General features: G+C 62.1%; 17 protein-coding genes. 11 read left to right on the top strand and 6 right to left on the bottom strand.

Annotated features, from left to right (window positions below):
- Positions 1–48 precede the first annotated feature (48 nt).
- Positions 49–663: a TetR/AcrR family transcriptional regulator gene (locus EFB14_RS14315; protein WP_125846303.1), complete on the top strand. Its 615-nt coding sequence runs from the start codon at positions 49–51 to the stop codon at positions 661–663.
- 21 nt (positions 664–684) lie between these two features.
- Here EFB14_RS14315 and EFB14_RS14310 read toward each other — a convergent pair whose 3' ends face one another.
- Positions 685–1,944 carry a multidrug efflux MFS transporter gene (locus EFB14_RS14310; protein ID WP_126826252.1) on the bottom strand — a complete coding sequence of 420 codons (1,260 nt, stop codon included), beginning with the start codon at positions 1,942–1,944 and terminating at the stop codon, positions 685–687.
- A gap of 326 nt (positions 1,945–2,270) precedes the next feature.
- On the opposite strand from EFB14_RS14310, the gene EFB14_RS14305 reads away from it, so the two are divergent.
- Positions 2,271–2,615, top strand: a complete 345-nt coding sequence (locus EFB14_RS14305) for a nuclear transport factor 2 family protein (RefSeq protein ID WP_125846301.1) — start codon at positions 2,271–2,273, stop codon at positions 2,613–2,615.
- A 19-nt stretch (positions 2,616–2,634) separates the two neighbouring features.
- On the opposite strand, the gene EFB14_RS14300 is transcribed toward EFB14_RS14305, so the two are convergent.
- The 3 genes from EFB14_RS14300 to EFB14_RS14290 form a co-directional block, all read right to left on the bottom strand.
- Entirely contained in the window at positions 2,635–3,363 is a 729-nt protein-coding gene (locus tag EFB14_RS14300) for a sulfite exporter TauE/SafE family protein (protein WP_126826249.1), read from the bottom strand.
- A gap of 50 nt (positions 3,364–3,413) precedes the next feature.
- The gene (locus tag EFB14_RS14295; protein WP_126826246.1) at positions 3,414–4,067 is read right to left on the bottom strand and encodes a class I SAM-dependent methyltransferase; all 654 of its coding nucleotides are present in this window, start codon (positions 4,065–4,067) and stop codon (positions 3,414–3,416) included.
- Between the two features lie 196 nt (positions 4,068–4,263).
- Positions 4,264–4,590, bottom strand: coding sequence for a hypothetical protein (locus EFB14_RS14290; RefSeq protein ID WP_125846299.1), 327 nt, complete (start codon positions 4,588–4,590; stop codon positions 4,264–4,266).
- A 212-nt stretch (positions 4,591–4,802) separates the two neighbouring features.
- Between EFB14_RS14290 and EFB14_RS14285 the strand changes: the two genes are divergently transcribed.
- On the top strand, positions 4,803–5,405 hold the full coding sequence (locus tag EFB14_RS14285; protein ID WP_125846298.1) for a superoxide dismutase: 603 nt from the start codon (positions 4,803–4,805) through the stop codon (positions 5,403–5,405).
- 139 nt (positions 5,406–5,544) lie between these two features.
- The gene (locus EFB14_RS14280; protein ID WP_126826244.1) at positions 5,545–6,390 is read left to right on the top strand and encodes a metallophosphoesterase; all 846 of its coding nucleotides are present in this window, start codon (positions 5,545–5,547) and stop codon (positions 6,388–6,390) included.
- 21 nt (positions 6,391–6,411) lie between these two features.
- On the opposite strand, the gene EFB14_RS14275 is transcribed toward EFB14_RS14280, so the two are convergent.
- Positions 6,412–7,107 (bottom strand): helix-turn-helix transcriptional regulator, encoded by a 696-nt coding sequence (locus EFB14_RS14275; RefSeq protein ID WP_126826241.1) that lies wholly within the window; start codon positions 7,105–7,107, stop codon positions 6,412–6,414.
- A 129-nt stretch (positions 7,108–7,236) separates the two neighbouring features.
- On the opposite strand from EFB14_RS14275, the gene EFB14_RS14270 reads away from it, so the two are divergent.
- From EFB14_RS14270 to EFB14_RS14255, 4 genes are all read left to right on the top strand, one after another.
- A complete protein-coding gene (locus EFB14_RS14270) occupies positions 7,237–7,872 on the top strand; it encodes a LysE family translocator (protein WP_126826238.1) in 636 nt (211 codons plus the stop codon).
- A gap of 131 nt (positions 7,873–8,003) precedes the next feature.
- Positions 8,004–8,444: a c-type cytochrome gene (locus EFB14_RS14265; RefSeq protein ID WP_126826235.1), complete on the top strand. Its 441-nt coding sequence runs from the start codon at positions 8,004–8,006 to the stop codon at positions 8,442–8,444.
- Between the two features lie 194 nt (positions 8,445–8,638).
- On the top strand, positions 8,639–9,553 hold the full coding sequence (locus tag EFB14_RS14260; RefSeq protein ID WP_126826232.1) for a cytochrome c: 915 nt from the start codon (positions 8,639–8,641) through the stop codon (positions 9,551–9,553).
- Positions 9,554–9,625: 72 nt separating this feature from the next.
- Complete coding sequence (locus tag EFB14_RS14255) at positions 9,626–9,901, top strand: hypothetical protein (protein ID WP_125846292.1); 276 nt, start codon at positions 9,626–9,628, stop codon at positions 9,899–9,901.
- Positions 9,902–9,964: 63 nt separating this feature from the next.
- Here the strand turns inward: EFB14_RS14255 and EFB14_RS14250 are convergent, their stop codons facing one another.
- The gene (locus EFB14_RS14250; protein WP_126826229.1) at positions 9,965–10,459 is read right to left on the bottom strand and encodes a GNAT family N-acetyltransferase; all 495 of its coding nucleotides are present in this window, start codon (positions 10,457–10,459) and stop codon (positions 9,965–9,967) included.
- A gap of 336 nt (positions 10,460–10,795) precedes the next feature.
- Here EFB14_RS14250 and dmeR point away from each other — a divergent pair, with 336 nt between their 5' ends.
- From dmeR to bla, 3 genes are all read left to right on the top strand, one after another.
- A complete protein-coding gene (gene dmeR / locus EFB14_RS14245; RefSeq protein ID WP_126826226.1) occupies positions 10,796–11,068 on the top strand; it encodes a Ni(II)/Co(II)-sensing transcriptional repressor DmeR in 273 nt (90 codons plus the stop codon).
- Positions 11,069–11,092: 24 nt separating this feature from the next.
- On the top strand, positions 11,093–12,097 hold the full coding sequence (dmeF, locus tag EFB14_RS14240; RefSeq protein ID WP_126826223.1) for a CDF family Co(II)/Ni(II) efflux transporter DmeF: 1,005 nt from the start codon (positions 11,093–11,095) through the stop codon (positions 12,095–12,097).
- Positions 12,098–12,203: 106 nt separating this feature from the next.
- Positions 12,204–13,121, top strand: coding sequence for a class A beta-lactamase (bla, locus tag EFB14_RS14235; RefSeq protein ID WP_126826220.1), 918 nt, complete (start codon positions 12,204–12,206; stop codon positions 13,119–13,121).
- Positions 13,122–13,141 lie beyond the last annotated feature (20 nt).

Raw genomic sequence — 13,141 nt, 5'->3', positions numbered from 1 at the left:
CGCATAAAATAGTTCTCGTCAAGAATTGAATGCGAAACGGTACAGAATATGAAGGATGAGAAGAAGCGCGGCCGCCCGAGGGCCTTTGACGCGAAGGCGGCAATCGGCAAGGCGCGGGATGTCTTCTGGGACAAGGGGTTTGCGTCCGCCTCGCTCGACACTCTGAGTGCGGCGACCAACCTCAATCGCCCGAGCCTCTACGGCGCCTTCGGCGACAAGGAAGATCTCTATCTCGATACGCTGGAAGGGTATCGGCAGGATGGGATGGACGTGCTGACCGAGGCGCTCGATCCGTCACTGCCGCTTCGCGACAATATTGCCCGCGTCTATGCTGGGGCGCTGGAAATCTATCTGCATGGTGAAACCGCCGCCCGCGGCTGCTTTCTGATCGGCACGGCGACTGCCGAGGCAGTCCAGCATGAGCGCGTGCGCGAGGTGCTCGGCCGCAGTCTCAACGATTTCGACGGCGAGATCGAAAAGCGCATGCGCCTTGCCGTGGAAAGAGGCGAGCTTCCCGAGCGCGCCGATCCCCGGATGCTTGCAAGGCTTGCCTCCGCCGTCATGCATTCGCTCGCCGTCCGCGCTCGTGCCGGCGACAGCCGCGAGGTGCTGGAAGCGATAGCCCGCTCGGGCGTCGAGCTGATCTGCGCGAGTGCCGCGTGAAGCTGATCCCGGACCCGGCTATCACAGGTCATCGGCATCATCTTCAGCCGGAGCTTGATGTTTCCTCATCGGCCGCACCATCCAGGCATAGGCAGCACCGGCCAGAAGCAGTAGCGAGGTGCCGAGGAACACCGCACGCATGCCGATATGTCCGCCGACAAAACCGCCGAGGATGGGACCGGCCACCTGGCCGATATATTGCGAGGAGATGGATAGCCCGAGAATGCTGCCGGCCGCGCTATCCGGCACGCTGTGGCGGATGACCGCGGTGATGCAGGGCAGCAGCCCGCCGAGCGCCATGCCCATCATGAAACGCAGGATGATCAGCTGCCAGGAACTGGTGACGAAGGCCTGCGGGATCAGCAACAGCCCGGCGACGGCGAGTGCGCCTGCTATGACGGGCCAATGGCCGATCCTGTCGGCGAGTTTGCCGAGCCATGAGGCCGAAAGGATGCTGCCGAGGGCAGCGCCCGACATGACGATGCCCGATATGATTGTCACCTGGGCTTCGACGGGCACGAGCTGCGCGACATAGACGGTGATGATCGGCTCGATCGACATATTGGCGAACATCAGCAGCATGCCCGTTACCAGCATGGCGATGACTGGCCGCTTGTCGGCAATGGATTTCCAGCCGCCGCTCGCCTTCGCTGCCTGCTTGCGGGCGGGCGATTTCTCTTCCTTGATCAGGAAGGCCGTGGCGAGAAAGGCGAGGAAGATCATGCCGCCGGCGGCGAGAAACGTACCGCGGATGCCGATGACGGGAGGCAGCGCCCCGCCGAGCAGTGGCCCGACGAGATTGCCGGCCATGATGCCGGATGAGAGAACGCCGAGCGCCCAGGCCGAACGGTCCTTCGGCGTCTGCGTCGCCACCAGCACCATCGAGCCGGAGGAGTAACCGCCGGCAAGCCCGACGAAGAGGCGCAGCGCCACCAGCTGCCAGACATTGCCGGCCATGCCCATCAGCGAGATCGCCACCGTCATGCCGAGACTGGCGCGCACCAGCATCAGCTTGCGGCCATAGATATCGCCGAGCCGCCCCCAGAGCGGCGCGACCAGAGCCGCGGCGAAGAAGGTGGCGCCATAGGCGATGCCCGACCATTGCACGATCGCCGCATGGTCGCTGACGCCGAGTTCCTCGACATAGAGCGGCAGGAAGGGTAGCAGCAGCGTCATCGCCACGATCGTGGTGAAGGAACCGATCAGCGAGACGGCGAGGTTGCGCTTCCAGTAGATCGAGCCCGGCCTGGCGCTGGCGGCATCCCATTGCGTATCGGTCATTCGTTGCCTCGGCATTGATCAGAGAGCGCAGCTCTTGCGCGCCTGATGAAATGATGTGCCCCTTTGCCGCGGCGAGCGGATCGGCGCGGATGAAACTGTCCTGAGATCAAGCTTTCTACGTCGGGCGCATGGGACCGTAGCGTCTCACGCGCTCGTCGTTCCAGGGTGGGCACGCGCCCATATAACCGCCGTTTGGCCAGTCCTTCAAGACGGCGCTCCCGGCAGCGATGGCCTGTTTTCAGAAATTGCCGAAGCGATCTGGACCGTCTCAGGCGAAACTGTTAGGCTGATTGCAATATGCAATCAGTAATTCGGAGGACATTGCTATGAGCGACATGCGCATATCGCGCGAGCAGACCGTCCGCGATCTCTACGCCGCCTATCTCGATGACCGCAAGGATATCGCCGGCGCAATGTTGACGGAGGATTTTACCTTCTCCAGTCCGCGTGACGACCACATCGCCCGCGCCGTGTATTTCGAGCGCTGCTGGTCGAAGGAGCCGATCTTCCGTGGCCTTCACATCGAGTTCCTGGCGATCGACGGCGACGAGGCAATCGTCCGCTACCGTGCCGAGAAGCTCGACGGCACCAGTTTCCGCAATATGGAAAGTCTCCGCTTCCGCGATGACAAGATCGCATCCGTGGAGGTCTATTTCGGCCGGAATCTGTGATCTCATGCAATAGTGCGGTCTACAGGATCCGTATCGCCGACGTTGCGATGATGATCATCGAGACCGCCGCCATCAGCGGCCGCACCGGCAGGCGGTTGACGAGAATCGCGCCCAAGGGTGCTGCAATGACGCCGCCGATGATGAGGCCGATCGCGGAATTGAGTTGGGACCAGCCGAGTGTGGCAACGAAGGTCAGGGAAATCGTCAGCGTCACCGCAAATTCGGTGAAGTTGGTCGAGCCGATCACCCGCTTCAGGTCATGGCCGCGGCCGAGGAGCGTGCTGGTGACGATCGGTCCCCATCCGCCGCCGCCGATCGCATCGAGCACGCCGCCGCAGAGGCCGACGGGCGGTACGGCCCAGTCGCGCACCTCACGCTGCACCGGCGGCCGGAAGGCCTTGTAGAGGATCAGCAGCCCGATCGCGATCAGATAAGCCGACACATAGGGCTCGATCGTCTTGCCGTCGATGTTGGCGAGCAGATAGGCGCCGATCGCGCCGCCGATCATGCCGGCGGGCGCAAGCCGCACCACCAGACGCCAGTCGACATTGCGATGATAGGCATGCGAGAGACCCGACGCCGCGGTCGTGAACATTTCCGCCACATGCGTCATGGCGCTGGCGTTTGCCGCCGGCACCCCGAAAGCCAGAAGGCTCGTCGTCGACAGCACGCCGAAGGCCATGCCGAGTGCGCCATCCACGATCTGCGCGCAGAAGCCGACGGCGATGAAGAAGATATCCGATGTCATGCGGTCCCTCGAACGAACGATAGAGGCGACGCGGGATGAAACTCTCCGCCTCAGGCGGCAAATCCGCGCTGTTTCAGCCGGACGATCTTGAAGAAGCCGTTCGGAAAGACCGGCAGGATATCGGCAGGCGCAAAATCGCCGCGGCGCTCGGCCCAGGCGATGATGCGATGGATTCGGAAGGCGGAGGACCAGCCGATGTGGCGCACCAGCGGCGCCACCGCCACCTCGATCGCGCCCTGCAGACCGGCGCCGTCGCCGAGCTTGCTTGCGAGGATGATCTCGCCGCCCGGACGCAGCACCCTGGCGCATTCGTCGAGCGCCCGTTCGGGCTCGGGGATGAGCGTGATGACGAAGGGCAGGCAGACCGCATCGAACGACCGGTCGGCAAAGGTGAGCGCATGCGCATCCATGACCTCAAGCGCCTGCACATGTAACAGGTTTTCGCGCCTCGTCTTTTCGCGGGCACGCGCGATCATGTGTTCGGAAATGTCGATGCCGGTCACCCGGCAGCGGCGCGGGTAGTGCCCGAGCGTCAGGCCTGTGCCGACGCCGATCTCCAATATATCCGTACCGGCCGCCGCCGCGAGCGCCGCAAGCTTGCGGTGACCGTCACGCAGGATGCCGCGATAAATGCGGTCATAGACCGGCGCCCAGCGCTGATAGATTTTCTGCTGATCTTCCGCCCTGTTGCGAAGCTCTGACATGCCGGCGCCTCCCCAAAGCAAATCCGGCAAAATTGCAGAGCGGTTTTGCGTTCGGAATTGCGTAAAATAAAACAGTTAGAGCGGTTCTGTGTTTTCACAAAAAAAGCTGAGCCGTAAGGCCCAGCCTCTAAACTCTTGAGGGCTGCCTCGGGTTCCTCACGGGTAAGGCGCAAAAGCCGGCCGGCGCCGTGGCGGCCTATTTTGCCGGCATGAGCCCGAGCTTCTTGCCGTCCAATTCGCTGCCGATCTCGACTGTTTTCTTCTGCTTGTCGTAGACGCAGATCTGGGCGATCAGTCCTTTGGCGCCCTTCGGCTTGCCGGTCAGCAGGGCGAGCCCGTAGTGGGTGGAGCCGAAGGGATCGATGGTGGCGGTAGGCTTTTCGATCGTGACCGCCGCCTTCTTGCATTTGGCTTCCACATCAGCGGCGAACTGCTGCCAGGCCGCGTCGGAGGAGGCGTGCGCCGCACCTGCGAGGGAAAGAAGCGTGGCTGCGGCCAGAAGCCGGATTATATTCCTGTTCATATCGGTTCTTCCTTGATTGGTGTCGCCGGCGAAGCGGTTTTCGGGGCAAGCATCCTCGGTGATTTGCAGGCGCGATTACAGCCCTGCAACTGAGGCAAATTTTCCTCCGGCCGGTCGTTTTTTGATATTTCGCCGGTTGCCTCTCCCCCTTTCCCCTCCTATGTTCCGCCTCACCGCCGATGACGCAATCTATTGCCAAGAGGAGATCTGACATGGCTTTCGAATTGCCTGAACTTCCCTATGATTACGAAGCGCTTGCTCCCTTCATGTCGAAGGAAACGCTGGAGTTTCACCACGACAAGCACCATAAGGCCTATGTCGACAACGGCAACAAGCTCGCCGCCGAAGCCGGTCTTTCGGATCTCTCGCTCGAAGACGTCGTGAAGAAGTCGTTCGGCACCAATGCCGGCCTCTTCAACAACGCTGCCCAGCACTACAACCACATCCATTTCTGGAAGTGGATGAAGAAGGGCGGCGGCGGAAGCAAGCTGCCCGGCAAGCTCGAAGCAGCCTTCGCCTCCGATCTCGGCGGCTATGACAAGTTCAAGGCCGATTTCGCCACCGCCGGCGCCACCCAGTTCGGTTCCGGCTGGGCCTGGGTTTCCGTCAAGAACGGCAAGCTTGAAATCTCCAAGACCCCGAACGGCGAAAACCCGCTCGTTCACGGCGCCACCCCGATCCTCGGCGTCGACGTCTGGGAACACTCCTATTACATCGACTATCGCAACGCCCGCCCGAAATATCTCGAAGCCTTCGTCGATAGCCTGATCAACTGGGACTACGTCCTGGAGCGCTACGAAGAAGCCACGAAGTAAGCGGTACAAGACTCGCCGCCACGGCGGCGATGTCATCCGCCTCTTTGAATTCTGCACCCGGCGCTTTCCAAGCGCCGGGTGTTTTGTTTCCGGCGGAAGCCGTCACATCCCTGTCACCACCCGCTCCTAATCACGCTCCATGTCTTCTTCCAGTCTTCCTCTGTTCCGTTTCGGCATCATTGCCGACCCGCAATATGCAGCGATCGCGCCGCATGCGGCCATGGACCGCTATTACGCCAACAGCCTTGCCAAGGTTGCCGAGGCGATCGAGGTCTTTAATGGCGAGGAGCTAAGCTTTGTCATGACGCTCGGCGATGTCATCGACCGCAGCTTCGCAAGCTTCGACGATATCCTGCCGGTCTATGAGAAACTGCGCCACGAGGCGCTCTTTCTGCTTGGAAACCATGATTTCTCGATCTCTTCAGGCCATCTCTCCGAAGTCGCCGCGCGCCTCGGCATGCCGTCGCCCTATTACAGCTTCTCCCGCCACGGCTGGCGTTTCGTCGTGCTCGACGGCAACGAGGTCAGCACCTTCGCGCCGCCTGAAGGCCATCCTCATCGCACGCTTGCCGCCGAGATGCTGGCGGAACTGCAGGCTAGGGGCGCGAGGAACGCTCATCCGTGGAATGCCGCGCTGAGCGATGAGCAGTTCGCATGGCTTGGCGATGAAATCACTAGCGCCGCTGCGGCCGGCGAGAAGGTGATCGTCATGAATCACTATCCGGTGCATCCGCCCAGCGAGCACGACATGTGGGACTGCGAACGCATCGTCGAGTTGCTGGCCTCGCGTGACAATGTCGTCGCCTACCTCAACGGTCACAACCATGTCGGCAATTACGGCATGGCGGGCGCCTGCCACTACTTCAATTTCAAGGGCGTGGTCGACACCGAGAGCGAAAACGCCTTCGCGATCGTCGAGGTTCATGCCGACCGTATCGAAATCCGCGGCTTCGGCCGGGAAGCGAGCCGCACGCTGCCCTATTAGGCGTGCAACGCGTGGTCGGCGTCACGCCGGGACAGTCGTCTCCGTCCAGCCGCTCGTCCAGATTTCCCGCAGTCTGTCGCCTTCGCCCTTGAAGAAATCCTCCGCTGCGGCACAACGCTCCACCCGGTCGCTGCGGAAATTGCGGATCGCCTGGCGCAACTCGCACCAGGCGACGATATTGGCGGTCTGCGAGTAATAGATCAGCGCGATCGGCCGGATCGTCCGCTCGCTCGCGCGGCCGAGCTCGTCGCGGTAGCCGAGTATGAGTTTGCGTTCGTCACGGATTGCGCGCCGCACGATCGCAAGGTCGAATCCAACAGGCGGCTGCGCGATCGTGCCCCAGGCATAAAGCGCCTTGTTGTCCATCGCCTGGCGCAGCGGAGCCGGCACCGCGCCAGCAATCTTTTGGTTGACCCGGCGTGCGGCCTGTTTCAACTCCTCGTCCGCAGTTCGTTCGAGCAGTGCCAGCGACAGCACGATCGCCTCCATCTCCTCGATCGAGAACATCAACGGCGGCAGATCGAAACCCGGCCGCAGGATGTAGCCGATGCCGCGCCCGCCTTCGATCGGCACCCGCATCGCCTGAAGCGCTGCGATGTCGCGATAGATCGAGCGCACGGTCACTTCAAGCGTCTCTGCTATCACAGCGGCCGTCATCGGCTTTTTTGCCAGCCGAAGGATCTGAATGATCTCGAAAAGCCGTGAGGCCTTGCGCATTTTCCTGCCCTCGTTCTCAACGCTCCTGACAATACGCTGTCAGTTGGGTTTGCCTATAGATCCGCCTATCGAATTGAAATCAATCAAGGTCTCTCGAAAGGCCGATAAAACCGACGGCGGATAACTGACATGAACTACCATGAAAACCTCTGGCTCTTCTTCACCCTTCTCTTCGGCATCATCATCGTGCCGGGCATGGACATGCTGTTCGTGCTCGCCAATTCGCTGACCGGCGGCACCAAGCGCGGCCTAGCTGCGACCGGCGGCATCATGGCCGGCGGCGCCGTGCATTCGGCCTATGGCGCGGCCGGCGTCGGCGTGCTCGTCACCATGCTGCCGCAGCTCTTCAACCTGTTGCTCTTTGCCGGCGTCGCCTACATGATCTGGATCGGCATTTCGCTGGTCCGCAGCTCGATCACCGTCGAGGCCGTCGGGCCGGGAACGGCGCGCTCCAGCTGGCGCGCCTTCCGCCAGGGCGCCGTCACCTGTCTGGTCAACCCGAAGGCCTATATTTTCATGTTTGCCGTCTATCCGCAGTTCCTGAGACCGGAGTATGGCCCGATCTGGAGGCAGGGCCTGATCATGGGCATCATGACCGTCGTCACCCAGCTCGCCGTCTACGGCACGCTGGCGATGACGGCCGGCCGCAGCCGCGACCTTTTGGTCGCAAATCCTGACGTCACGGCCTTTGTAGGCCGCTTCGCCGGGATGCTGCTGATCGCGGTTTCCGCTTTCAGTCTCTGGCAAGGCTGGAAAACCGCCTGAGTCATCGCGGCTTATCACATTGTTTTTATGTTGATACGGCAAAACGTGACTATCTCGGCGCATGGATTTTGGCATGCTCCCGGTGCAGATTGACCGGCGGCCGCCTTGGTCGAGGAAAAATGGAGAGGAATATGAACTGGAAAGCAGTAGCTGCGGCTGTGGCGATGGCCGGCATGGCCGTCGGCTCGGTGACCGCCGCTGACGGTACTCATGATTCACGCGTTGCGCTGATGAAGCAGATCGGCGGTTCTGCCGGGGCCTTAGCAGCCATCGCCAAGGGCACCAAACCCTATGACGCCGAGGCAGTGAAGACGGCGCTGACGACAATCGCCGCAACGGCCAAGGTTTTCCCCGATCAGTTCAAGCCGGGCTCGGACACGAACGACGAAGGCGCAAGCCCGAAGATCTGGGAAAACATGGATGACTTCAAGGCGCACGCCGCCAAGCTTTCCAGCGATGCCGAAACCGCGCTCGCCCAGCTTCCGGCCGACCCCGCGGCCGTCGGCGCCACACTCAACACGCTCGGCGCCAATTGCGGCGGCTGTCATAAGGCCTATCGCCTCAGCAAATGAGCGATAGGCCGTTCTGATCTAAAGCAATTCCAGCAAAGGCGTGCAGCGGTTTTGCGCCCCGGAATTGCGCAGGCGAAACATCCCCGATCCGCGCCGGCCTTGCCGCTGGCGCGGATCACCTTATTCTCCGCCCGTGCGGGCTGGTCGCAGAATCGCTCCGCGCAGGAAAATCTCGGCAAAAGGGGAGGCGGCGCATGGTCCGTAGGTTCATCCGGTTTCTGCTCTGTCTGATCGGCGTTGCCGTCCTCGGCGGTGGCGCCTTCTATCTCGTCACCGCGCCCGATCCGCTGCCGGAGAGCCATTGGGCCAATCTCGGCGCGCCGGATACGGCAAACGGCGAGATGGTGTTCTGGGCCGGCGGTTGCGTCAGCTGTCATGCCGCGCCGGGTTCGGAAGGTGACGCCAAGCTGACGCTTTCAGGCGGCCTCGCGCTGAAGAGCCCTTTCGGCACCTTCCATGTGCCGAACATTTCGCCGGATGAAAAAGCAGGCATCGGCGCCTGGACGTTTGCCGAGTTCGGCAACGCGATGAAGCGCGGCATCGGCCCTGACGGCAAGCACCTTTATCCGTCCTTTCCGTATGGCTCCTATTCCCGCATGAGCGACAAGGACGTCAACGATCTCTTCGCCTTCCTGAAAACCCTGCCAAAGAGCACGAACGTCGCGCCGCCGCACGAACTGCCGTTCCCTTTCAACATCCGGCTTGCGCTCGGCGGCTGGACGTTTCTCTATTTCAGCGATCAGCCGCGCGTGGCTCTGGCAAAGAGCGATGACAAAGTGAAGCGCGGACAATATCTCGTCGAAGGCCCGGGTCATTGCGGCGAATGCCATACGCCGCGTGATGCGCTCGGCGGCTTCAAGTCCGATATGTGGCTCGCCGGTGCTCCCAACCCGGAAGGGAAGGGCCGCATACCTGACATCACCCCGGCTTCAAAGAGCATCGGCAGCTGGAGCGAAGCCGATATCGCGAACTACCTCGAAACAGGTTTCACGCCCGATTTCGATTCCGTCGGCGGCTCGATGGTCGATGTGCAGAAGAATATCACTCATCTGCCGGCGCCCGACCGCGAGGCGATTGCAGCCTATCTGAAGGCGGTGCCGGGTCGCTAGACGATCCCGCTCCGGGCAAGCGTGGTGCTTCATTCTCGGCCATCGATGCAACGCGCCGTACCGTCAGGACCGATGAACGCAAGACCGACCCTCGAGCAGCTTGACCTCGTCATAACCCGCATGCGCGATCGGCTTGCCGGACGCAATGCGCTGCTCGCGGTCTGGTTCGTCGAGACCATGGCGGTGATGGAGGCACGCTTCGCCGAGGCGCAGGAAGATCCGCGGGATCTTGCGCCGGCCCGCGCAGCAGCGTTCGCCTTCGTCAAGGCTGCTCTCCATCAATGGGCGACACGGCCGCCGCACGAGAGACAGCCGGAGGCCGTGACAGGGAAACGTTCCGCGAAATAGGTGCAGGCGTCCAAAACGCGCAGCGTTTACGGATAGCATCGGACAATCCTGGTCCCATGCGTCTCAGCCGATCGACTGCATGTAGCGCATGCCGGTAACCGGACGCGGGGTGAAATCCAGCTGTTCGTAGAAGCGGTGTGCCAGCACGTTTCCGGTCGCCGCGCTGACGGAGAGGTAGCCGCAGCCGGCGTTGCGTGCGGTCTCCCGCGCCCGATCGACGAGCAATTGGCCGGTGCCGTGGCCGCGATGGCCGTCGCGCACGAAGAGATGGTGCAGGTCCATGCCGCGCTTGCCTTCCTGCGCCCTGTAGAGCGGCACCAGAATGGCGTAGCCGATCAGCCCTTCGCTCGTCTCGGCAACGAGTGCATGAATCCAGGGCATCGCGCCGAAGAGATCGCGCTCCAATTGCTCCGGCGTCGTGCCCGAGGGATCGCCGTGATGGGCGGCAAGCAGGGCGATCATCTCGTTGAGTTCGGGCAGGTCGCGCGGCTTGGCGGCACGGATCGTCACCACCGACGGGCGCATCAGTGAAATTTCGCTGTCTTCGATTTCGGTCATGGTCTTCGCGTCCTTTGATATTCTGCCGTCAGGACGCTGCCGATACAACAAAGCCGCCTGACGGCGGCTTGTTGACAATATGATCTTGTCCGGCCGCCCTTTACAGGTACAGCCAAAAATACGAGCGGCTCTGGTGCGCGTTTTTGATCATGGGCTCATAAATCGTCGCAAATGCGTTTTTTGTCAATGGCGGATTGCGCCGAGTATCAGCCTTCAGCGGCAAATGCTTCGCCAGCACGGGCTTTCGTCATGCTGAAGCGGCAGCGAGAGACATACCATTTCAGTGGACGGCATGTTGACGATAGTATACCCCCCTATATTAAATTGAGGCTTGCCATGTCCCACACCACCTTGCAGAAGAAGAAGCTCATTGCCCGCGTCAGCCGCCTCAAAGGGCAGATGGAAGCGGTTAAGCGCGCGCTGGAGGCCGAGCGTCCCTGCGGGGAAATCCTGCAGCTCCTCGCATCGGTGCGCGGCGCCCTGACGGGGCTGACCGGTGAGGTGCTGGACGATCACCTGCGCGAACATGTGCTGAATGCCGAGGATGATGCGGCAAGGGCGGAGGCGGTCGAGGAAATATCGGAAGTGCTGAGAACCTATATCCGCTGAATGCCTCTGAAGAAGGAGCCTGCAATGAGTGCCGGGATCGAGAAGGCTGCAATGGACGCGCTGGAACATGACCATGTTTTCCTCGGCGCCGACCACGCGCGCAACGAGCGGCGCATCTGGCTGGTGATCGCGCTGACGGCCGTGATGATGGTGGCGGAAATCGCCGCCGGCACCGTCTACGGCTCCATGGCGCTCGTCGCCGATGGCTGGCACATGTCGACCCATGCCAGCGCTCTCCTGATTTCGGCGCTCGCCTATCTCTTCGCCCGAAAGCAGGCGCACAATCCACGCTTCACCTTCGGCACCGGCAAGCTTGGCGATCTCGCCGGCTTCGCAAGTGCCATTATCCTTGCCTTGATCGCCCTGTTGATGGCCTGGGAAAGCGTGCTCCGCCTCGCAAATCCCGTGCCGATCGGTTTTGCCCAGGCGATCGCGGTGGCGGTCGTCGGCCTCGCCGTCAATCTTGCCAGCGCCTGGCTGCTGGCCGGCGGAGGCGGCCATGCGCATCATCAAGCGCATGGAGATCACGCACATTACGGGCGTGATCATTCGCGCGGCCATCACCACGGGCACCATCATCACGGTCACGACCATCATGGAAAAGGCGGCGACAACAATATTCGCGCCGCCTATCTGCACGTCATCGCCGATGCCTTCACCTCCGTGCTCGCCATCGCAGCGCTGACACTCGGCAGCCTCTATGGCTGGTCGTGGCTCGATCCCATCATGGGCATTGTCGGCGGCCTGATTATCGCCAACTGGTCATGGAGCCTGATGAAATCCTCTGGCGGCGTCCTTCTCGATGTCGTGCCCGAAGGCGAGACGCTGCCGGGGGAAATCCGCAATGCCATCGAGACGGGGGACGACCGGATCACCGACCTGCATGTCTGGCAGGTCGGCCCCGGCCATCATGCCGCGATCGTCGCCATCGTCACCGCCAAGCCGCGTGACGCGGCTTTCTACAAGGGAAGGCTTTTGGCGTTGGAGGAATTGTCGCATGTGACGGTCGAGGTCACGCGCGCCGCGTGATCGCCGCGTGAGCGTCAGGCCGCCATGGACGACAAAGGTCGCCGCGCTGACGAGATGCCGCCGCAATCGCCCTTTAGCTCTGTCCTCTCACCCGCCGGAGGATTTCATGGATCTCAGTTTGACCCGCCGCCTGCTGATAGGCTCGGCACTTTGCCTGCCTGCGATGGGCCTGCCCGCGCTGACGCGTCCGGCCAATGCCCAGGAGAAGGCCGAGAAGAATGCCGAAGAGGGTGACGACGACATCCAGCGCCGTCTCGCCGCCCTCGAAAAACGCACCGGCGGTCGTCTCGGCGTCTCCGTGCTCGATACCCAGACGAGTATCTCCTTCAATTATCGCGGCAGCGAGGCCTTTCCGATGTGCAGCACCTTCAAGGCGCTAGCCGCAGGCTTCGTTCTTGCCCGCGTCGACAAGGGGGAGGAGAACCTTCAGCGCCGGGTCAGCTACGGCAAGGACAAGCTCGTCGACTATTCTCCGCTCAGTGAAAAACATGCCGGCGCCGACGGCATGACGATTGCCGAGCTCTGCGAAGCGGCGGTGACCGTCAGCGACAACACGGCCGCCAACCTGCTGCTCGAAAGCTTCGGCGGGCCTCCCGTGCTAACCGACTGGCTGCGCTCGATTGGCGACGGCACGACGCGCCTCGATCGCACGGAGCCCACGCTGAACGAGGGGAGGAAGGACGATCCGCGCGACACGACGACACCGGATGCGATGCTCGACACGCTTGGCAATCTGACGCTTGGCTCGATCCTGACCGAAGCTTCCTGCGACAGGCTGATCGCCTGGCTAGTGGCAAGCACGACAGGCAAGGAGCGGCTGAGGGCCGGCCTGCCCCAGGATTGGAAGATCGGCGACAAGACCGGCACCGGCCCCAACGGCTCTCTCGGCAATATCGCGGTGATCTGGCCGCCGGATCGCGGCCCGATCGTCGCCGCCGTCTATATCGGCGAGGCGACCGTGCCGGTAAAGGAACTCAACCCGGTCTTTGCCGAGGTCGGTCGCATGATCGTCGAGATGGTTTGAATCATGAAAATGCGGCGGAG

This window comes from Rhizobium fabae, assembly GCF_003985135.1.
Taxonomy (GTDB): domain Bacteria; phylum Pseudomonadota; class Alphaproteobacteria; order Rhizobiales; family Rhizobiaceae; genus Rhizobium; species Rhizobium pisi.
The sequence above is the reverse complement of the archived record's forward strand: the minus strand, read 5'-3'. Positions and strand labels throughout refer to the sequence as shown.